Origin of the sequence: Paraburkholderia sp. SECH4 (assembly GCF_030511745.1) — a bacterium.
In the GTDB taxonomy this organism is placed as follows: Bacteria; Pseudomonadota; Gammaproteobacteria; order Burkholderiales; family Burkholderiaceae; genus Paraburkholderia; species Paraburkholderia madseniana.
Genome location: NZ_JALOCP010000018.1, coordinates 130,319 through 149,246 on the forward strand (window position 1 = coordinate 130,319; position 18,928 = coordinate 149,246).

32 protein-coding genes are annotated in these 18,928 nt (G+C 58.0%); all 32 read right to left on the reverse strand.

Annotated features, from left to right (window positions below):
• Positions 1-18: 18 nt before the first annotated feature.
• Positions 19-996 (reverse strand): DNA-directed RNA polymerase subunit alpha, encoded by a 978-nt coding sequence (rpoA, locus tag M0D67_RS23520; protein ID WP_006052226.1) that lies wholly within the window; start codon positions 994-996, stop codon positions 19-21.
• 124 nt (positions 997-1,120) lie between these two features.
• Positions 1,121-1,744 (reverse strand): 30S ribosomal protein S4, encoded by a 624-nt coding sequence (gene rpsD / locus M0D67_RS23525; protein ID WP_007180123.1) that lies wholly within the window; start codon positions 1,742-1,744, stop codon positions 1,121-1,123.
• Positions 1,745-1,900: 156 nt separating this feature from the next.
• Complete coding sequence (rpsK, locus tag M0D67_RS23530; protein ID WP_006052224.1) at positions 1,901-2,305, reverse strand: 30S ribosomal protein S11; 405 nt, start codon at positions 2,303-2,305, stop codon at positions 1,901-1,903.
• 28 nt (positions 2,306-2,333) lie between these two features.
• A complete protein-coding gene (gene rpsM, locus M0D67_RS23535) occupies positions 2,334-2,699 on the reverse strand; it encodes a 30S ribosomal protein S13 (protein ID WP_006052223.1) in 366 nt (121 codons plus the stop codon).
• A gap of 41 nt (positions 2,700-2,740) precedes the next feature.
• A complete protein-coding gene (gene rpmJ, locus M0D67_RS23540; protein ID WP_004199844.1) occupies positions 2,741-2,857 on the reverse strand; it encodes a 50S ribosomal protein L36 in 117 nt (38 codons plus the stop codon).
• Positions 2,858-2,877: 20 nt separating this feature from the next.
• Positions 2,878-3,096 (reverse strand): translation initiation factor IF-1, encoded by a 219-nt coding sequence (gene infA / locus M0D67_RS23545; RefSeq protein ID WP_004521905.1) that lies wholly within the window; start codon positions 3,094-3,096, stop codon positions 2,878-2,880.
• A gap of 8 nt (positions 3,097-3,104) precedes the next feature.
• Positions 3,105-4,451, reverse strand: coding sequence for a preprotein translocase subunit SecY (gene secY / locus M0D67_RS23550; protein ID WP_007180124.1), 1,347 nt, complete (start codon positions 4,449-4,451; stop codon positions 3,105-3,107).
• Between the two features lie 46 nt (positions 4,452-4,497).
• Entirely contained in the window at positions 4,498-4,932 is a 435-nt protein-coding gene (gene rplO, locus M0D67_RS23555; protein WP_054036556.1) for a 50S ribosomal protein L15, read from the reverse strand.
• Between the two features lie 29 nt (positions 4,933-4,961).
• Positions 4,962-5,144 carry a 50S ribosomal protein L30 gene (rpmD, locus tag M0D67_RS23560; protein ID WP_007180126.1) on the reverse strand — a complete coding sequence of 61 codons (183 nt, stop codon included), beginning with the start codon at positions 5,142-5,144 and terminating at the stop codon, positions 4,962-4,964.
• Between the two features lie 10 nt (positions 5,145-5,154).
• The gene (gene rpsE / locus M0D67_RS23565; protein ID WP_006052219.1) at positions 5,155-5,673 is read right to left on the reverse strand and encodes a 30S ribosomal protein S5; all 519 of its coding nucleotides are present in this window, start codon (positions 5,671-5,673) and stop codon (positions 5,155-5,157) included.
• Positions 5,674-5,687: 14 nt separating this feature from the next.
• On the reverse strand, positions 5,688-6,053 hold the full coding sequence (rplR, locus tag M0D67_RS23570; RefSeq protein ID WP_006052218.1) for a 50S ribosomal protein L18: 366 nt from the start codon (positions 6,051-6,053) through the stop codon (positions 5,688-5,690).
• 12 nt (positions 6,054-6,065) lie between these two features.
• Positions 6,066-6,596, reverse strand: coding sequence for a 50S ribosomal protein L6 (gene rplF / locus M0D67_RS23575; protein WP_028199570.1), 531 nt, complete (start codon positions 6,594-6,596; stop codon positions 6,066-6,068).
• Positions 6,597-6,614: 18 nt separating this feature from the next.
• A complete protein-coding gene (gene rpsH, locus M0D67_RS23580) occupies positions 6,615-7,010 on the reverse strand; it encodes a 30S ribosomal protein S8 (RefSeq protein ID WP_006052216.1) in 396 nt (131 codons plus the stop codon).
• Positions 7,011-7,024: 14 nt separating this feature from the next.
• Positions 7,025-7,330, reverse strand: a complete 306-nt coding sequence (gene rpsN, locus M0D67_RS23585; protein WP_006052215.1) for a 30S ribosomal protein S14 — start codon at positions 7,328-7,330, stop codon at positions 7,025-7,027.
• 7 nt (positions 7,331-7,337) lie between these two features.
• Positions 7,338-7,877: a 50S ribosomal protein L5 gene (gene rplE, locus M0D67_RS23590; RefSeq protein WP_006052214.1), complete on the reverse strand. Its 540-nt coding sequence runs from the start codon at positions 7,875-7,877 to the stop codon at positions 7,338-7,340.
• 17 nt (positions 7,878-7,894) lie between these two features.
• Positions 7,895-8,203 carry a 50S ribosomal protein L24 gene (rplX, locus tag M0D67_RS23595; protein WP_028199569.1) on the reverse strand — a complete coding sequence of 103 codons (309 nt, stop codon included), beginning with the start codon at positions 8,201-8,203 and terminating at the stop codon, positions 7,895-7,897.
• 9 nt (positions 8,204-8,212) lie between these two features.
• Complete coding sequence (gene rplN / locus M0D67_RS23600; RefSeq protein WP_006052212.1) at positions 8,213-8,581, reverse strand: 50S ribosomal protein L14; 369 nt, start codon at positions 8,579-8,581, stop codon at positions 8,213-8,215.
• A 290-nt stretch (positions 8,582-8,871) separates the two neighbouring features.
• On the reverse strand, positions 8,872-9,144 hold the full coding sequence (gene rpsQ, locus M0D67_RS23605; protein WP_007180129.1) for a 30S ribosomal protein S17: 273 nt from the start codon (positions 9,142-9,144) through the stop codon (positions 8,872-8,874).
• Positions 9,141-9,335, reverse strand: coding sequence for a 50S ribosomal protein L29 (rpmC, locus tag M0D67_RS23610; RefSeq protein ID WP_007180130.1), 195 nt, complete (start codon positions 9,333-9,335; stop codon positions 9,141-9,143). The genes rpsQ and rpmC overlap by 4 nt, the downstream gene beginning before the upstream one ends.
• Positions 9,336-9,345: 10 nt before the next feature.
• On the reverse strand, positions 9,346-9,762 hold the full coding sequence (rplP, locus tag M0D67_RS23615) for a 50S ribosomal protein L16 (RefSeq protein ID WP_007180131.1): 417 nt from the start codon (positions 9,760-9,762) through the stop codon (positions 9,346-9,348).
• Positions 9,763-9,764: 2 nt separating this feature from the next.
• Positions 9,765-10,571 (reverse strand): 30S ribosomal protein S3, encoded by an 807-nt coding sequence (gene rpsC / locus M0D67_RS23620; RefSeq protein WP_011490053.1) that lies wholly within the window; start codon positions 10,569-10,571, stop codon positions 9,765-9,767.
• 11 nt (positions 10,572-10,582) lie between these two features.
• Positions 10,583-10,915: a 50S ribosomal protein L22 gene (rplV, locus tag M0D67_RS23625; protein WP_197070230.1), complete on the reverse strand. Its 333-nt coding sequence runs from the start codon at positions 10,913-10,915 to the stop codon at positions 10,583-10,585.
• Between the two features lie 7 nt (positions 10,916-10,922).
• Positions 10,923-11,198, reverse strand: coding sequence for a 30S ribosomal protein S19 (rpsS, locus tag M0D67_RS23630; protein WP_054036552.1), 276 nt, complete (start codon positions 11,196-11,198; stop codon positions 10,923-10,925).
• Positions 11,199-11,208: 10 nt separating this feature from the next.
• Positions 11,209-12,036 (reverse strand): 50S ribosomal protein L2, encoded by an 828-nt coding sequence (gene rplB, locus M0D67_RS23635; RefSeq protein ID WP_063497538.1) that lies wholly within the window; start codon positions 12,034-12,036, stop codon positions 11,209-11,211.
• Positions 12,037-12,038: 2 nt separating this feature from the next.
• Positions 12,039-12,353 (reverse strand): 50S ribosomal protein L23, encoded by a 315-nt coding sequence (gene rplW, locus M0D67_RS23640; RefSeq protein WP_007180135.1) that lies wholly within the window; start codon positions 12,351-12,353, stop codon positions 12,039-12,041.
• Entirely contained in the window at positions 12,350-12,970 is a 621-nt protein-coding gene (gene rplD, locus M0D67_RS23645; RefSeq protein ID WP_007180136.1) for a 50S ribosomal protein L4, read from the reverse strand. The genes rplW and rplD overlap by 4 nt, the downstream gene beginning before the upstream one ends.
• Positions 12,970-13,629, reverse strand: coding sequence for a 50S ribosomal protein L3 (gene rplC / locus M0D67_RS23650; RefSeq protein WP_007180137.1), 660 nt, complete (start codon positions 13,627-13,629; stop codon positions 12,970-12,972). Before rplC ends, rplD begins: the two co-directional genes overlap by 1 nt.
• Before the next feature lie 201 nt (positions 13,630-13,830).
• Positions 13,831-14,142, reverse strand: coding sequence for a 30S ribosomal protein S10 (gene rpsJ / locus M0D67_RS23655; protein WP_006998489.1), 312 nt, complete (start codon positions 14,140-14,142; stop codon positions 13,831-13,833).
• A 165-nt stretch (positions 14,143-14,307) separates the two neighbouring features.
• The gene (gene tuf, locus M0D67_RS23660) at positions 14,308-15,498 is read right to left on the reverse strand and encodes an elongation factor Tu (protein WP_063497539.1); all 1,191 of its coding nucleotides are present in this window, start codon (positions 15,496-15,498) and stop codon (positions 14,308-14,310) included.
• Positions 15,499-15,545: 47 nt separating this feature from the next.
• The gene (gene fusA, locus M0D67_RS23665; protein ID WP_054043378.1) at positions 15,546-17,648 is read right to left on the reverse strand and encodes an elongation factor G; all 2,103 of its coding nucleotides are present in this window, start codon (positions 17,646-17,648) and stop codon (positions 15,546-15,548) included.
• 134 nt (positions 17,649-17,782) lie between these two features.
• Positions 17,783-18,253, reverse strand: a complete 471-nt coding sequence (gene rpsG / locus M0D67_RS23670) for a 30S ribosomal protein S7 (protein WP_006053291.1) — start codon at positions 18,251-18,253, stop codon at positions 17,783-17,785.
• A gap of 182 nt (positions 18,254-18,435) precedes the next feature.
• A complete protein-coding gene (gene rpsL, locus M0D67_RS23675; protein ID WP_006998493.1) occupies positions 18,436-18,816 on the reverse strand; it encodes a 30S ribosomal protein S12 in 381 nt (126 codons plus the stop codon).
• Between the last annotated feature and the right edge of the window lie 112 nt (positions 18,817-18,928).

Genomic DNA, 18,928 nt, shown 5'->3' on the forward strand with positions numbered 1-18,928 from the left:
CCGAGATTACTTCTCGACTTACTTGTCCAAACCTGCCGGCGGCCAGTTTTCGAGTTTCATGCCGAGCGTCAAACCACGCGACGCCAGTACTTCCTTGATTTCGTTCAACGACTTGCGCCCCAGATTCGGGGTCTTGAGCAACTCGTTTTCCGTACGCTGGATCAGGTCGCCGATGTAGTAAATGTTCTCGGCCTTCAGGCAGTTCGCGGAACGAACCGTCAGTTCGAGATCATCAACCGGACGCAGCAGGATCGGATCGATCTGCGGCGCACGCGACGGCGCTTCCGCCGTTGCTTCAGTGCCTTCCAGTGCAGCGAACACCGACAGTTGATCCACCAGAATACGCGCCGATTGACGGATCGCTTCTTCCGGCGAGATCACACCGTTGGTCTCGATGTTCATCACGAGCTTGTCGAGGTCGGTACGCTGTTCGACGCGCGCGCTTTCAACGGCGTAGCTCACGCGGCGAACCGGCGAGAACGACGCGTCCAGCACGATACGGCCGATGATCTTGGCCGACTCTTCGCCGTAACGACGCACATTGCCCGGCACATAGCCACGGCCCTTTTCGACCTTGATCTGCACGTCGAGCTTGCCGCCCTTCGACAGATGCGCAATCACGTGATCCGGGTTGATCACTTCGCAATCGTGCGCGAGTTCGATGTCGCCAGCAGTGACAACGCCTTCGCCTTCCTTGCGCAGCGTAACCGTCACTTCGTCACGGTTATGCAGTTTGAAGACCACGCCCTTCAGGTTCAACAACAGGTTGACCACATCCTCTTGCACACCGTCGAGCGTCGAATACTCATGTACGACGCCTGCGATCGTCACTTCGGTCGGCGCGTAGCCGATCATTGACGACAGCAGCACGCGCCGAAGCGCGTTACCCAAGGTGTGGCCGTAACCGCGTTCAAACGGTTCCATGACCACTTTCGCGTGGCTCTCACCAAGCGATTCAACAGCGATGATCTTGGGCTTCAACAAACTGGTTTGCATAGGTTTTCCTTTTCAATACCCTCGGCTCGTTACACCGATAAGGCTGACCGGTAACAACCTGAAAATAAACAGCCGAGACGCCCCCTTGCGCAACGCAATCAGGGTGCCCCGGCCGTTAATCCGATTACCGCGAATACAATTCGACGATCAGGCTTTCGTTGATATCGCCAGCGATGTCGCTGCGTTCCGGCTTCTGCTTGAACGTACCTTCGAATTTCTTCGAATCGACAGCGACCCAGCTCGGCAGACCGCCTTGCTCGGCCAGCGACAGCGCTTCGAGAATACGCGCCTGCTTCTTCTTTTGTTCGCGCACTGCGACGACGTCGCCTGCCTTCACTTGCATCGACGGGATGTTCGACACCACGCCGTTCACCGTGATCGCCTTGTGGCTCACGAGCTGACGTGCTTCAGCGCGCGTCGAGCCGAAGCCCATGCGATACACGACGTTGTCGAGACGCGATTCGAGCAATTGCAGCAGGTTTTCACCCGTGTTGCCCTTCAGGCGGTCGGCTTCAGCGAAGTAACGGCGGAATTGACGCTCGAGGACACCGTAGATGCGCTTCACTTTTTGCTTTTCGCGCAGCTGCGTGCCGTAGTCGGACGTACGTGCACCCGACGTGCGGCCGTGTTGGCCAGGCTTGCTGTCAAGCTTGCACTTGTCAGCGAGCGAACGACGGGCGCTCTTCAGGAAGAGGTCAGTGCCTTCACGGCGGGACAGCTTGGCCTTAGGGCCGATATAACGTGCCACGTTGATTCCTTCTATGATTGATCACACGAATGCATGCACTCGCGCTAGTCCGAACCCTTTGGGTCGAACGGTGGGCTTAGTCAATTCAATAGCGCAAGCAGCCTGTGGTCGCCGGCTTGAACACCGGCGGCAACAGGCGCTAGCGAAAACAGCGTCTTAGATACGACGACGCTTCGGCGGACGGCAGCCGTTGTGCGGGACCGGCGTCACGTCGGAGATCGCGGTGATCTTGATGCCAAGACCATGCAACGCGCGCACCGCCGATTCGCGGCCAGGACCGGGGCCCTTGATACGCACTTCGAGGTTCTTCACGCCGTATTCCATCGCCACGCGGCCAGCCGATTCGGCTGCCACCTGGGCTGCAAACGGGGTCGATTTACGCGAACCCTTGAAGCCCTGACCACCCGACGTTGCCCAGGCAAGTGCATTGCCTTGACGATCGGTGATCGTGATGATGGTGTTGTTGAACGACGCGTGAACGTGAACCACGCCCTCGGCGACGTTCTTCTTGACCTTCTTGCGAACGCGTTGCGCCGCGGAGTTGTTCGAAGCCTTAGCCATTACGTTTTCCTGTAACTGTCAGTTCCGCTTACTTCTTCAGCGATTGCGCTGCACGACGCGGACCCTTGCGCGTACGGGCATTCGTACGCGTGCGTTGGCCACGCAGGGGCAGGCCCTTGCGATGACGCACGCCACGGTAGCAGCCGAGATCCATCAGGCGCTTGATGTTCATCGTCGTTTCACGGCGCAGATCGCCTTCAACGATGAACTTGCCGACTTCTTCACGCAGCTTTTCGAGGTCTGCGTCGTTCAGGTCCTTGACCTTCTTCGAAAATGCCACACCAGCAGCGACGCAGATGTCGCGCGAGCGCGTGCGGCCGATACCGTAAATTGCCGTCAGGCCGATTTCGGTATGCTGGTGATTCGGGATGTTAACCCCTGCGATACGAGCCATTGTTTTTCCTCAAACAAAAAGCGCAGCAAAAAGCGCGGCGTTCAGCCTTGACGCTGTTTGTGGCGCGGATCAGAGCTGCAAATCACGCGCACAACGCCTTTGCGCTTGATGATCTTGCAATTGCGGCAAATGCGCTTAACCGATGCCATCACTTTCATGATATTACCCTTTTTTCAAATCACTTCGCCCGGAACACGATCCGCGCACGCGACAGATCGTAAGGCGTCAATTCAACCGTTACCTTGTCGCCCGGCAAGATTCGGATGTAGTGCATCCGCATCTTGCCGGATATGTGTCCCAATACGACATGGCCGTTTTCCAGCTTCACCCTAAAGGTAGCGTTAGGCAGGTTTTCGATGACTTCACCCTGCATCTGGATAACATCGTCTTTGGCCATAAGTCCTTTCAACGCATCGGGACGCCGCCGCCTTTGAAATTAGCTTTCTTCAGCAGCGATTCATACTGTTGCGACATAACGTACGACTGCACCTGCGCCATGAAATCCATTGTGACGACGACAATGATCAGCAGCGACGTTCCACCAAAATAAAACGGCACGTTCCAGCGCAGTACCAAAAATTCAGGCAGCAGACAAACAAACACGATGTAGATCGCACCAGCCAGCGTCAGACGCGTCAGGATGCGGTCGATGTATCGCGCCGTTTGATCGCCCGGGCGGATGCCTGGGACGAAAGCGCCACTCTTTTTCAGGTTGTCGGCCGTTTCTCTGCTGTTGAACACCAGTGCGGTGTAGAAGAAGCAGAAGAAGACGATCGCCAACGCGTACAGCAACACGTACACGGGTTGACCGGGCTTAAGGGCTTCGGCCACGTTGTGCAACGTGTCTGCGAACCAGCTGGTACGCGACCCCGAACTAAACCAGTTCAGGATGGTTGCCGGGAAGAGAATGATCGACGATGCAAAGATCGGCGGAATCACGCCCGACATATTCAACTTCAGCGGCAGATGTGAAGACTGTCCACCGTAAATCTTGTTACCGACCTGCCGCTTGGCGTAGTTCACAAGAATCTTGCGCTGGCCGCGTTCGATGAACACAACCAGATACGTCACAGCAGCAATCAGCGCGACCACGATAATCGCGGATATCGGGCTCATCGAACCGGTTTGCACCAGTGAGACAAGACCACCAATTGCGTTCGGGAAACCCGCCGCAATACCGCCGAAAATGATGATCGAGATACCGTTACCAAGCCCGCGTTCCGTGATCTGCTCACCCAGCCACATCAGGAACATCGTGCCGGTCACCAGCGTCACGACCGTCGTCAGCCGAAATACCATCCCCGGATCGATCACCAGGCCCGGCTGATTTTCCAGTGCGACGGCGATGCCGAACGCCTGGAACGTCGCCAGCAGGACCGTAAAGATACGCGTGTACTGCGTAATCTTCCGTTGCCCCGCCTGCCCTTCCTTTTTCAGCGCTTCGAGTTGCGGCGAGACAATCGCCAGCAACTGCATGATGATCGACGCCGAAATGTACGGCATGATCCCCAGCGCAAAAATCGTGAACCGCGAAAGTGCACCACCCGAGAACATGTTGAACATGCCAAGGATGCCGCCCGACTGGCTTTGGAACAACTTTGCCAGCTGGTCCGGGTCAATACCCGGCACCGGAATGTGCGCGCCGATACGGTAGACGATCAACGCCAGCAGCAGGAACACTGCACGCCGACGCAGATCGCCGAACTTCGCCGCGCTGCGACCGGGTTTTGCGAGACTCGGACTGTTAGCCAAGTACCTTCTCCGATGCAAATGCTAGTGACGGCAAATAACTTGCGCGTTACTCGGCAAAAGAGCCGCCGGCTGCTTCAATAGCAGCGCGCGCACCCTTCGTCGCACCCAGACCCTTCACAACGATCTTGCGCTTAAGCTCGCCCGTCGCGATGATCTTGGCGCTCTTGATCAGCTCGCCGAGCAGGCCGGCTTGCTTCAGAGCCAACAGATCGATTTCGTCGACCGGCAGCTTTTCCAGATCAGAGAGACGCACTTCACCGACGAATTCCTTCGTCAGCGAGGTGAAGCCACGCTTCGGCAGGCGACGTTGCAGCGGCATTTGACCGCCTTCGAAGCCAACCTTGTGAAAGCCGCCCGAACGCGACTTCTGACCCTTGTGACCGCGGCCAGCCGTCTTGCCCAGACCGGAGCCGATGCCACGGCCGACGCGACGCTTAGCGTGCTTCGAGCCTTCAGCCGGCTTCAGGTTATTCAATTCCATTATCAACTCCTTGAGTCCTGGTCAGCCGCTTAGCTGATGACCTTAACGAGGTACGAAACCTTGTTGATCATGCCGCGCACAGCCGGCGTGTCCTGCAACTCGCTAACCGAGTTGAGTCGGCGCAGGCCCAAGCCACGCACCGTTGCACGGTGCGTTTCACGGGTGCCGATCAGGCTCTTGACGAGCTGGACCTTGACAGTTTTATCAGACATGGTGTCCACCTTAGCCCAGAATATCTTCGACGGACTTGCCGCGCTTCGCCGCGATATCACCCGGCGTCGACTGCTTACGCAGACCGTCGAGCGTTGCACGAACGAGGTTGTACGGGTTCGTCGAACCGTGGCTCTTGGCCACAACGTTCTGCACGCCCATCACGTCGAACACTGCGCGCATCGGGCCGCCAGCGATCACACCGGTACCGTCCTTCGCCGGGGCGAGGAGGACCATCGATGCGCCGTGCTTACCGTGCACTTCGTGTTGCAGGGTACCGTTCTTAAGCGGCACCTTGAACATGTTGCGGCGAGCCTGTTCCATCGCCTTCTGAACAGCGACCGGCACTTCCTTCGCCTTGCCCTTGCCCATACCGACGCGGCCATCACCGTCACCAACCACGGTCAGTGCGGCAAAACCGAGAATCCGGCCGCCCTTCACAACCTTGGTCACGCGGTTGACCGAAATCATCTTTTCGCGCAGGCCGTCGTCGCGTTCGTCAGCCTGAACTTTCGCTTGCATCTTTGCCATGACGAATTCTTCCCTTAGAACTTGAGTCCGGCTTCGCGCGCCGCATCAGCCAGCGCTTTCACGCGGCCGTGGTAACGGAAACCCGAACGGTCGAAGGCGACGGATTCGATGCCGGCAGCCTTAGCCTTTTCTGCAATGCGCTTACCGATCAGGGTCGCAGCAGCGACGTTGCCGCCCTTGCCAGTCTGATCAGCCAGTTGCGCACGCACTTCGGCTTCGAGCGTCGACGCGCTGGCGAGCACCTTGGTGCCGCACGGCGAGAACACTTGCGCATAGATGTGCGTGTTCGTGCGATGCACGGCGAGACGCGCGACCTGCAGCTCAGCGATCTTGATACGCGTCTGACGAGCGCGGCGCAGGCGAGATTGAGTCTTATCCATGATTGCGCACCCTTACTTCTTCTTCGTTTCTTTGAGGATCACAACCTCGTTGGCGTAACGCACACCCTTGCCCTTGTAGGGCTCCGGCGGGCGATAGCCGCGCACTTCTGCAGCGACCTGGCCAACTTGTTGCTTATTGATCCCCTTGATCACGATTTCGGTTTGCGTCGGGGTTTCAGCCTTGACGCCTTCCGGCATCTGGTGCACCACGGGGTGCGAGAAACCCAGCGACAGGTTCAGCTTGTCGCCTTGCGCCTGTGCGCGGTAACCGACGCCAACCAGCGTCAGCTTGCGCTCGAAACCCTTCGTCACGCCGTTCACCATGTTCGCAACCAGTGCGCGCATCGTGCCCGACATCGCATTCGCTTCGCGGCTTTCGTCCACCGGCTCGAATTTCAGCGTGCCGTTGTCGTTCACCACCTTCACGAGGCTGTTTGCAGCCTGCGAAATCGTACCCAGCGGGCCCTTGACGGTAATGCGTTCGTCGCTCAGGGCCACTTCTGCGCCTTGCAGCGCGATCGGGCTTTTACCTACTCGAGACATGTTTCTCTCCTTTCGGCCTTAAGCGACGTAGCAGATGACTTCGCCGCCAACGCCCGTTGCACGCGCCTTGCGGTCCGTCATCACGCCCTTCGGCGTCGACACGATTGCCACGCCGAGGCCATTCATGACCACGGGGATGTCGTTACGGCCGCGGTACACACGCAGACCAGGCTTCGAAACGCGTTCAATGCGCTCGATCACCGGACGGCCAGCGTAGTACTTCAACACGATGTTCAATTCAGACTTCGCACCTTCGGACTTCACTGCGAAATCATCGATATAGCCTTCGTCCTTCAGGACCTGCGCAATCGCAACCTTGACTTTCGACGAGGGCATTGTCACCGAAACTTTCTCAACCATCTGCGCATTGCGGATGCGAGTCAGCATATCGGCGATAGGATCACTCATGCTCATTTACGTTTCTCCTATTACCAGCTCGCCTTGGTCAGGCCAGGGATCTCGCCGCGGAACGCGATTTCGCGAATCTTGTTACGCGCCAGCCCGAATTTACGGAACGTGCCACGTGGGCGACCGGTAATTGCGCAACGATTGCGCTTACGGGTCGGGTTAGAGTTGCGCGGCAGTTGTTGCAGTTCCAGACGTGCTGCGTAATGCTCTTCGTCCGACTTGCTCATATCGCCAATGATCGCTTTCAGCTCAGCACGCTTGGGAGCGTACTTAGCGGCCAGGCGAGCACGCTTCTTTTCACGTTCGATCAGTGCCAGTTTAGCCACGGTAACCTCAGTTTCTGAACGGGAACTTGAAGCTGGCGAGCAGAGCCTTTGCTTCGTCGTCGGTCTTCGCAGTTGTCGTGATGCTGATGTTCAGCCCACGCAGTGCGTCGATCTTGTCGTAGTCGATTTCGGGGAAAATGATCTGCTCTTTCACACCGATGTTGTAGTTGCCGCGACCATCGAACGCACGACCCGACACGCCACGGAAGTCGCGCACACGGGGGAGCGCAACCGTCACGAAACGGTCCAGAAATTCGTACATTGCCTGACCACGCAACGTGACCATTGCACCGATCGGATAGCCCTGACGGATCTTGAAGCCAGCGATTGCCTTGCGTGCCTTCGTGATCACCGGCTTCTGGCCTGCGATCTTCGTCAGGTCGCCAACGGCGTTTTCGATGATCTTCTTGTCAGCAACCGCTTCGCCAAGGCCCATATTCAGGGTGATCTTGGTGATGCGCGGCACTTCCATCACGGACTTGTAACCGAACTTCTCGATGAGGCCGGGTACAACCTTCTCTTTGTAAAACTCTTGCAAACGAGCCATTTTTTTACTCCGCAGCGTCAGGCGCTCAGCACGGCACCGGTCGTCTTAAGGAAACGGACTTTCTTGTCTCCCTCGACCTTGATGCCTACACGCGACGCCTTGCCATTCGCGTCGACCAATGCGACGTTCGAAATTTGCAGCGGCATCGTCTTGGCTTCCACACCACCCGTCGTACCCTTCATCGGGTTCGGCTTGACGTGCTTCTTGACGAGGTTGATGCCCTCGACAATTACCTTGTCTTCGCCAACGGACAGCACGACGCCGCGCTTGCCTTTATCTTTGCCGGTGATGACGATAACTTCGTCACCTTTGCGAATCTTGTTCATCGCGACTCCTTACAGCACTTCAGGTGCCAACGAAACGATCTTCATGAATCGTTCGCTGCGCAACTCGCGCGTAACAGGCCCGAAAATACGGGTGCCAATAGGTTCGAGCTTGGCATTCAACAGCACTGCAGCATTGCCATCGAACTTGATCAGCGAGCCGTCCTGACGGCGCACGCCCTTGGCGGTGCGAACCACCACGGCGTTGTAAATTTCGCCTTTCTTCACGCGCCCGCGCGGCGTTGCTTCTTTGACGGTCACCTTGATGATGTCGCCAATGCTGGCATAACGACGCTTCGAGCCGCCGAGAACCTTGATGCACATGACTTCACGCGCACCGGTGTTGTCGGCCACTTCAAGCCGAGTTTCGGTCTGGATCATGGTTTATCTATCCCAACTTAATCCGGTCACACCACCATGGCGTACCCGGTCAGTCTTGGTCCCGTCAGCCAATCGGCTGCTTGGGTATGAACAGCAGCGACGGCAAACGAAACCCGCCATCGCAATCCGGTGAATCCTTCGGAACAGACTGGCGCCTGAACCGCTTCCCCCACCAACTTCGCCCGCGACGGGGCTCCCATAAAAGAGGGAAGACCGAGATTATAACAAATAATCTCGGTCTTGCAAGCGAAACTTACTGCGATTTCAACTACTTCTACAACTTTGCGGCGTCAGATGACGCGAGCAGCCTCGACCAGGCGAGCCACAACCCAAGCTTTCGTCTTCGAAATCGGACGCGTTTCCTGGATTTCAACGAGGTCACCCTCGTTGTACGTGTTCGCATCGTCGTGCGCGTGGTACTTCTTCGAACGCACAACGTACTTGCCGTAGATCGGGTGCTTCACGCGGTGCTCAACCAGCACGGTGACCGTCTTGTCCATCTTGTTGCTGACGACCTTGCCGACCAGCGTCCGCTTGAGCGAGGTTTTTACGCTATCGTTCATTTCTGGTTCGCCTTCTCAGTCAGGACGGTCCGCACACGTGCGATGTCGCGACGAACCTTCTTCAGTTGGCTCGTGTTCGTGAGCTGCTGGGTCGCGAGTTGCATGCGCAGGCCGAATTGCGCCTTCAACAGGTCCGACAGCTCCTTGTTGAGCGCGGCCTGATCTTTCTGGTGAAGTTCGGAAGCCTTCATCATTTACTCCTTAGGCGCCGAGCTGACGCACGATAAACGTCGTCTTGAGCGGCAGCTTAGCTGCAGCCAGACGGAACGCTTCGCGTGCCAGCTCTTCGGTTACGCCGTCCATTTCGTACAGCATCTTGCCCGGTTGAATCTCCGCGACGTAGTACTCAGGGTTACCTTTACCGTTACCCATACGTACTTCAGCCGGCTTGTGCGAGATCGGCTTGTCCGGGAAGATGCGGATCCAGATGCGGCCACCACGCTTGATGTGACGCGTCATCGCACGACGTGCCGCTTCAATCTGGCGCGCGGTCAAGCGACCACGACCGATAGCCTTCAGGCCGAACTCACCGAACGACACCGCGTTGCCGCGGGTAGCGATACCGGTGTTACGACCCTTCTGCTCTTTGCGATATTTTCTGCGTTTCGGTTGCAGCATCGTTATTCTCCAGTCTTCCCGCCGTCGCCGGCACCGCCAGCACGACGGGGAGCGCCACGGCGTGCACCTGCCGGGCCACCACCTTCACCATCGCGACGCGGACGACGATCGCCACCCGGACGTGCGTTGCGGCGCGGACGCTTTTCTTCGGCGACTTCTTCAACCACCGGTGCGTCGTTGCGGCCGAGCGTGTCGCCCTTGTAGACCCACACCTTCACGCCGATGATGCCGTACGTCGTCTTCGCTTCCGAAGTTGCGTAGTCGATATCAGCACGCAGCGTATGAAGGGGCACGCGACCTTCGCGATACCATTCCGTACGAGCGATTTCGATACCGTTCAGGCGGCCAGCGCTCATGATCTTAATGCCTTGAGCACCCAGACGCATTGCGTTTTGCATCGCACGCTTCATCGCGCGGCGGAACATAATCCGACGCTCGAGTTGTTGCGTGATCGAGTCAGCGATCAGTTGCGCATCCGTTTCCGGCTTGCGGATTTCTTCGATGTTGACGTGGACCGGAACGCCCATGCGGCGTTGCAGTTCCGACTTCAGCAGCTCGATATCCTCGCCCTTCTTACCGATGACGACACCCGGACGCGAGCTATAAATCGTGATGCGCGCGTTTTTCGCCGGACGCTCGATAACGACGCGACCAACCGAAGCGTTTTTCAGCTTCTTCTTCAGGTATTCACGAACACCGATGTCTTCCTGCAACATCGCCGCGAAATTGTTGTTGTTCGCGTACCAACGCGACGCCCAATTGCGGCTGACGGCCAAACGGAAGCCAGTCGGATGAATTTTCTGTCCCATCGTATGACCCCTTAATTCCCGACCGTCACAGTGATGTGACAGGATTGCTTCTCGATGCGGTTACCGCGGCCTTTAGCGCGCGCAGTAAAACGCTTGAGCGATGCAGCCTTGTCGACCATGATGCTCGTTACCTTGAGCTCGTCGATATCGGCGCCTTCGTTATGCTCCGCATTCGCGATCGCCGACAGCACGACCTTTTTCACGATTCCCGCAGCCTTCTTCGGCGAGAACGTCAGAACGTTCAGCGCCTTGTCGACCGGCAAACCGCGGATCTGGTCAGCCACAAGGCGCGTTTTCTGCGCCGAGATGCGGGCACCGCGATGAATTGCTTTCACTTCCATCATGAGCCCCTTATTTCTTAGCCTTCTTGTCGGCTGCGTGACCCTTGAACGTCCGGGTCAATGCAAACTCGCCAAGCTTGTGGCCGACCATGTTTTCCGAGATGTACACCGGAACGTGTTGACGGCCGTTGTGCACAGCAATCGTCAAACCGATGAAATCCGGCAGAATCGTCGAACGACGCGACCATGTTTTGATCGGCTTCTTGTCACGCGCAGCGGCTGCCGACTCAACTTTCTTCAGCAAATGGGCGTCGCAGAACGGACCTTTTTTTACAGAACGTGCCATTGCCTACTCCTTAACGCTTGTGACGGCGCTGGACGATCATGCTCGTCGTGCGCTTGTTGCTGCGGGTGCGATAGCCCTTAGCAGGCGTGCCCCACGGGCTCACCGGATCGCGACCTGCAGCCGTCTTGCCTTCACCACCACCGTGCGGGTGATCGACCGGGTTCATTGCAACGCCACGCACCGTCGGGCGGATACCGCGCCAGCGGTTCGCGCCAGCCTTACCGATTTGACGGAGGCTGTGCTCTTCGTTGCCAACTTCACCAATCGTCGCGCGGCATTCAACGTGAACGCGGCGGATTTCACCAGAGCGCAGGCGGACCTGTGCGTAGATGCCTTCACGAGCCAGCAACATCGCCGACGTGCCAGCCGAACGCGCCATTTGCGCGCCCTTGCCCGGCAGCATTTCGATGCAGTGGATCGTCGTACCGACCGGAATGTTGCGGATCGGCAGCGTATTGCCTGCCCGGATCGGAGCTTCCGAACCCGACATCAGTTGCTGGCCAACCGTCACACCCTTCGGAGCGATGATGTACTTGCGCTCGCCGTCTGCGTACAGAACCAGCGCGATGTTCGCGCTACGGTTCGGATCGTACTCAAGACGTTCGACCTTTGCCGGAATGCCGTCCTTGTTGCGACGGAAATCGACGACACGGTAGTGATGCTTGTGACCACCACCCTTGTGACGCGTGGTGATGTGGCCGTTGTTGTTACGGCCGGCGGTCGTGGATTGCGAGTCGAGCAGCGGTGCGAACGGCTTGCCCTTATGCAGATCCTTGTTGACCACCTTGACCATCGCACGGCGACCCGGCGAAGTCGGCTTAACTTTAACGATTGCCATGATTACTTGGCCTCCGCTTCAAAGTTGATTTCCTGGCCGGGCTTCAGGCAGACGTACGCCTTCTTCACGTCCTTGCGCTTGCCCATGAAGCGGCCAAAGCGCTTGGCTTTGCCCTTCGAGACCAGCACGTTGACGGAATTGACTTCCACCTTGAACAGCAGCTCGACTGCAGCTTTCACTTCCTGCTTCGTGGCATCGGGCGCGACTTCGAACACAACTTGCTCGTTCTTGTCGGCCACCAGCGTCGCCTTTTCGGAGATCACCGGCGCGAGCAGGACCTGCATCAAACGATGATCGTTCTTGCGAATCTCGCTCATGACAGCAACTCCTCGATCTGGGCGACCGCAGCCTTCGTGATCAGGATCTTCTTGAAGTAGATCAGCGACAGCGGGTCGGCGTAACGCGGCTCGACAACTGCCACATGGGCGAGGTTGCGCGACGCGAGGTACAGGTTTTCGTCAACCGTGTCGGTAATCACCAGCACGGAGTCGAGACCCATCGCCTTGAATTTTTCGGCCAGCAGCTTCGTCTTCGGCGCTTCGAGCGTCAGCTCGTCGACCACCGAGATGCGGCCTTCGCGGGCCAGCTGCGAGAAGATCGAGCAGAGACCTGCGCGATGCATCTTCTTGTTGACCTTGTGCGAAAAGTTTTCCTCGGGCGAATTCGGGAAAATCCGGCCACCGCCGCGCCACAACGGGCTCGACGACATACCGGCACGGGCGCGGCCCGTACCCTTCTGGCGCCACGGCTTCTTGGTCGTGTGCTTGACTTGCTCACGGTCTTTCTGCGCGCGGTTGCCGCTACGGGCATTCGCTTGATACGCCACCACAACCTGGTGAATCAGGGCTTCGTTGTAATCGCGGCCGAACACTACGTCCGACGCGCTAACGCCTGCACCTTCCTGACCATTGGCATTCAGGAGCTTAAGTTCCATTATTTCGCTCCTTTCACGGCACGCGTCTTCACGGCCGGCGTAACGAATACCTTGCCACCCTTCGCACCCGGAACGGCGCCCTTGACCAGCAACAGCTTGCGGTCAGCGTCGATACGAGCGATTTCGAGGTTTTGCACGGTTACCGTATCGTCACCCATGTGACCGGTCATGCGCTTACCCGGGAAAACACGACCCGGATCCTGCGCCATACCGATCGAACCCGGCACGTTGTGCGAGCGCGAGTTACCGTGCGATGCACGGCCGGATGCGAAGTTGTAACGCTTGATGGTACCGGCGTAGCCCTTACCGATCGACACGCCTTGCACGTCGACCTTCTGGCCCACTTCGAACAGGTCGGGACCGACCACGGTGCCGTTCGACAACTCGGCAGCCTTGGCAGCATCGATCTGGAATTCTTTGAGGATTTCACCGGCTTGAACACCGGCTTTGGCGAGATGACCGGCCAACGGCTTCGTCACGCGCGATGCACGGCGCGTACCGAATGCAACCTGCACGGCGGTGTAGCCGTCGGTTTCAACAGTCTTGATCTGCGTCACGCGGTTGTCGGACACGTCCAGCACGGTAACGGGAATCGAATCCCCTTCTGCCGTGAAGATACGGGTCATGCCAACCTTGCGACCTACGAGTCCAAGGCTCATCGTTTTCTCCATTCCCGACTGCGATTGGTCGGGGCTAATTTACAAAATGCCGGTGCCGTTTCGGGCGTGAAATCACGCTGCAGCACACCGACTTTTTTGCGCAAATGCGCGAAAAGCCTTGCATTATAGCGAGGCTTTTCGTTTTCCGCAAGCAATCAATGACTTAGCGTTGCCCGGCACGCCAGGCAACCTCTGGAAGCCTTATTGCAGCTTGATTTCCACGTCCACGCCAGCCGGCAGGTCCAGCTTCATCAGTGCGTCAACGGTCTTGTCCGTCGGATCGACGATGTCCATCAGACGTTGGTGCGTACGGATTTCGAGCTGATCGCGCGACGTCTTGTTGACGTGCGGCGAACGCAGGATGTCGAAACGTTGAATGCGGGTCGGCAGGGGCACCGGACCACGAACGATTGCGCCAGTCCGCTTTGCCGTGTCGACGATTTCGGCTGCCGATTGATCGATCAGGCGATAGTCGAAAGCCTTCAGGCGAATGCGGATTTTCTGGTTCTGCATGACAATTCCTTGGAAAGAGCGAGGCGGTATTGCGCCGCCAGATAGTAAAAGAACGTAGAGCCGGGCTGGGATAGGAGTAAGCGCTGAAGCGCCAACTCCTATCGACACGCCATGGTGCTGGCGCCCGGCTCCGGGCACCACTTACTGCAACTTCAACCCTTGATTTTACTCGAGAATCTTAGCGACCACACCTGCGCCGACCGTACGGCCACCTTCGCGGATTGCGAAGCGCAGACCTTCTTCCATCGCGATCGGGTTGATCAGCTTCACCGTGATCGACACGTTGTCGCCCGGCATGACCATTTCCTTGTCCTTCGGCAACTCGATCGAGCCCGTCACGTCCGTTGTACGGAAGTAGAACTGCGGACGATAGTTGTTGAAGAACGGCGTGTGGCGGCCGCCTTCGTCCTTGCTCAGCACGTACACTTCAGCCGTGAAGTGCGTGTGCGGGTTGATCGAACCCGGCTTCGCCAGAACCTGGCCACGCTCCACGTCTTCACGCTTCGTGCCGCGCAGCAGGATACCCACATTGTCGCCTGCCTGACCCTGGTCGAGCAGCTTGCGGAACATTTCCACGCCCGTGCAGGTCGTCTTCACCGTCGGCTTGATACCGACGATTTCGATTTCCTCGCCAACCTTCACGACGCCGCGCTCAACGCGCCCCGTCACCACCGTGCCGCGACCCGAGATCGAGAACACGTCTTCCACCGGCATCAGGAACGCACCGTCAACTGCGCGCTCCGGCGTCGGGATGTACGTGTCCAGCGCGTCGGCCAGATTCATGATCGCCACTTCGCCCAGCTCGCCCGTGTCGCCTTCCAGCGCCAGCTTGGCCGAACCCTTGATGATCGGCGTGTCGTCGCCCGGGAAGTCGTACTTCGACAGAAGTTCGCGAACTTCCATCTCGACGAGTTCCAGCAGCTCAGCGTCGTCCACCATGTCGCACTTGTTCAGGAACACGATGATGTACGGAACGCCAACCTGACGCGCCAGCAGGATGTGCTCACGCGTTTGCGGCATCGGGCCGTCTGCAGCCGAGCACACCAGGATCGCGCCGTCCATCTGCGCTGCGCCCGTGATCATGTTCTTCACATAGTCAGCGTGGCCCGGGCAGTCGACGTGGGCGTAGTGGCGGTTAGCCGTTTCGTACTCGACGTGTGCCGTGTTGATCGTGATACCACGTGCCTTTTCTTCCGGCGCCGCGTCGATCTGGTCGTATGCCTTCGCTTCGCCGCCAAACTTCTTGGTCAGCACCGTCGTGATCGCTGCCGTCAGCGTGGTCTTGCCGTGGTCAACGTGACCGATCGTGCCGACGTTCACGTGCGGCTTGGTCCGTTCGAATTTACCTTTAGCCATGTTTCTCTTCTTTCAAAAAGTTAATCGTTGAATGACTTGCCGCGCGATTACTTCGACTTGGCGTTGATGATCGCTTCCGACACGTTACGCGGTGCTTCGGAGTAATGCTTGAACTCCATCGTGTACGTTGCACGACCTTGGGTCAGCGAACGCAGCGAGGTCGAGTAGCCGAACATTTCCGACAGCGGGACTTCGGCGCGAACGATCTTGCCGCCGCCAACCATGTCGTCCATGCCCTGAACGATGCCGCGACGACCCGACAGATCGCCCATCACGTTGCCCATGTAATCTTCAGGCGTTTCGACTTCCACAGCCATCATCGGTTCGAGGATGACCGGTTGAGCCTTGCGCATTGCTTCCTTGAACGCCATCGAACCGGCCATGCGGAACGCATTTTCGTTCGAGTCGACGTCGTGGTACGAACCGAACGTCAGGTGAACCTTCACGTCAACGACCGGGAAGCCTGCCAGCACGCCAGCCTTCAGCGTTTCCTGGATACCCTTGTCGACTGCCGGGATGTATTCACGCGGAATCACACCGCCCTTGATCTCGTCCAGGAACTCGTAGCCCTTGCCCTGCTCATTCGGCTCGAGCGTAATGACCGCGTGACCGTACTGGCCGCGACCACCCGACTGCTTGACGAACTTACCGTCAACGTCTTCCGCCTTGCCGCGGATCGTTTCACGATACGCCACTTGCGGCTTGCCGACGGTTGCTTCGACGCCGAATTCACGCTTCATCCGGTCGACCAGAATTTCCAGGTGGAGCTCGCCCATGCCCGAAATAATGGTTTGACCCGATTCTTCGTCCGTTTGAACGCGGAACGACGGATCTTCCTGAGCCAGACGGTTCAGGGCCAGACCCATCTTTTCCTGGTCCGGCTTCGTCTTCGGCTCAACAGCCTGCGAAATCACCGGCTCCGGGAAAATCATGCGTTCGAGCACGATCGGGTGCAGCGGATCGCACAGCGTGTCGCCCGTGGTTGCGTCTTTCAGGCCGACAGCCGCAGCGATGTCGCCTGCGTGCACTTCCTTGATTTCTTCACGCTGGTTTGCGTGCATCAGCAGAATACGACCGAGACGTTCCTTCTTGTCCTTGGTCGCGTTCAGCAGCGTGTCGCCCGACTTCGTCGTGCCGGAGTACACACGGAAGAAGATCAGCTGGCCGACAAACGGGTCGGTCATGATCTTGAATGCGAGGGACGAGAACTTCTCGTCGTCAGCCGCGCGACGTTCAGCCTTTTCACCGTTTTCGAGTTCGCCCGTAACCGGCGGAATGTCGATCGGCGACGGCAGGAAGTCGAGCACGGCGTCCAGCATGCGTTGCACGCCCTTGTTCTTGAACGCGGTACCGCACAGCATCGGCTGGATTTCGCAAGCGATCGTACGGTCGCGCAGACCCTTGACGATTTCTGCTTCCGTCAACTCACCTTCTTCGAGGTACTTGTTCATCAGGTCTTCGCTCGATTCAGCCGCAGCTTCGACCATCTTCTCGCGCCATTCATTGCACGTGTCGACGAGTTCTGCCGGGATTTCTTCGTACGAGAACTTCGTGCCTTGGGACGCTTCGTCCCAAATGATCGCTTTCATCTTCAGCAGATCGACCACGCCCGTGAACGATTCTTCAGCGCCGATAGGCACCACGACCGGAACCGGGTTCGCCTTCAGACGCAGCTTGAGCTGGTCGTAGACCTTGAAGAAGTTCGCGCCGGTGCGGTCCATCTTGTTGATGAACGCGAGACGGGGAACCTTGTACTTGTTAGCCTGACGCCACACGGTTTCCGACTGGGGCTGCACGCCGCCCACTGCGCAATACACCATGCATGCGCCGTCGAGCACGCGCATCGAGCGCTCAACTTCAATCGTGAAGTCAACGTGGCCCGGGGTGTCGATGATGTTGATGCGGTGCTCAGCGCGGTCGCCGGCCATGCCTTTCCAGAATGCCGTGGTAGCAGCGGACGTGATCGTGATGCCGCGTTCCTGCTCCTGCTCCATCCAGTCCATGGTGGCAGCGCCGTCGTGAACTTCACCAATCTTGTGGTTCACGCCGGTGTAGAACAGGATGCGCTCGGTCGTCGTCGTTTTGCCGGCGTCGATGTGAGCGCTAATACCGATGTTACGGTAGCGCTCGATAGGTGTCTTGCGAGCCACTTTGATCCTCTATTGGGATGACGCGATGCGAGAAAATACCCATCGCGCTGTAACACAAACGGGCGAGGCGCTTTGTAAGCGCACCCGCCCGGAATTTCTTTCCGCTTTTTCTGCTAAACCCGGGTTCGGGAAGCTTAGAAACGGAAGTGCGAGAACGCCTTGTTGGCTTCTGCCATCCGGTGAACTTCGTCGCGCTTCTTCATCGCGCCGCCACGGCCTTCGGCCGCTTCGGAGAGTTCACCTGCCAGACGCAGGGCCATCGACTTCTCGCTGCGCTTCTTCGCGGCTTCACGCAACCAACGCATCGCCAATGCCATACGACGCGACGGACGCACTTCGACCGGAACCTGATAGTTCGCACCACCAACGCGGCGGCTCTTAACTTCCACCACCGGCTTGACGTTGTTGAGCGCTACCGTGAACACTTCCAGCGGGTCCTTGCCACCCTTGGTCTGGATCTGTTCGAAAGCGCCGTACACGATGCGCTCAGCAACCGACTTCTTGCCGGAGAGCATCAGCACGTTCATGAACTTAGCTACATCTACGTTACCGAATTTCGGATCCGGCAACACTTCCCGCTTGGGGACTTCGCGACGACGCGGCATGTTTCTTCCTTTAACTTTTCAGTTGGAGCTATTTTTTAGCCCCGCGGCCACCAACTAACCCGATTCATCTCTAACGACTTACCAGCCTGGTCGGGTGACCACTTACTCGACAGCACCGGCGATTCCGGCACCACCGCTATTACCGCCTTTACAGGCGACCTGAAACTACACTGGCCGGCTAATTACTTGCCAGCCTTGGCACGCTTCGCACCGTACTTCGAGCGAGCCTGCTTACGATCCTTGACGCCCTGGGTATCCAGCGAGCCACGAACCATGTGGTAACGCACACCCGGCAAGTCCTTAACACGGCCGCCGCGAATCAGCACGACCGAGTGTTCCTGCAGGTTGTGGCCTTCACCACCGATATACGAAATAACTTCGAAGCCGTTCGTCAGACGAACCTTGGCAACCTTACGCAGTGCCGAGTTAGGCTTCTTCGGCGTCGTGGTGTACACACGGGTGCACACGCCGCGACGCTGGGGGCAGTCCTGCAAAGCCGGGCTCTTGCTCTTCGTCGTTTCCGACGCGCGGCCTTTGCGAACCAGTTGATTGATGGTTGGCATTGTTTATTCCTGAAATTGAACAAAATCGACGCATCTGTTTCCGGGCAAAGCAGAAACGATTGCGCATCGAACTTCCGGGCCGAGGGGTCGGCGCACGAATTGACTTCGCACA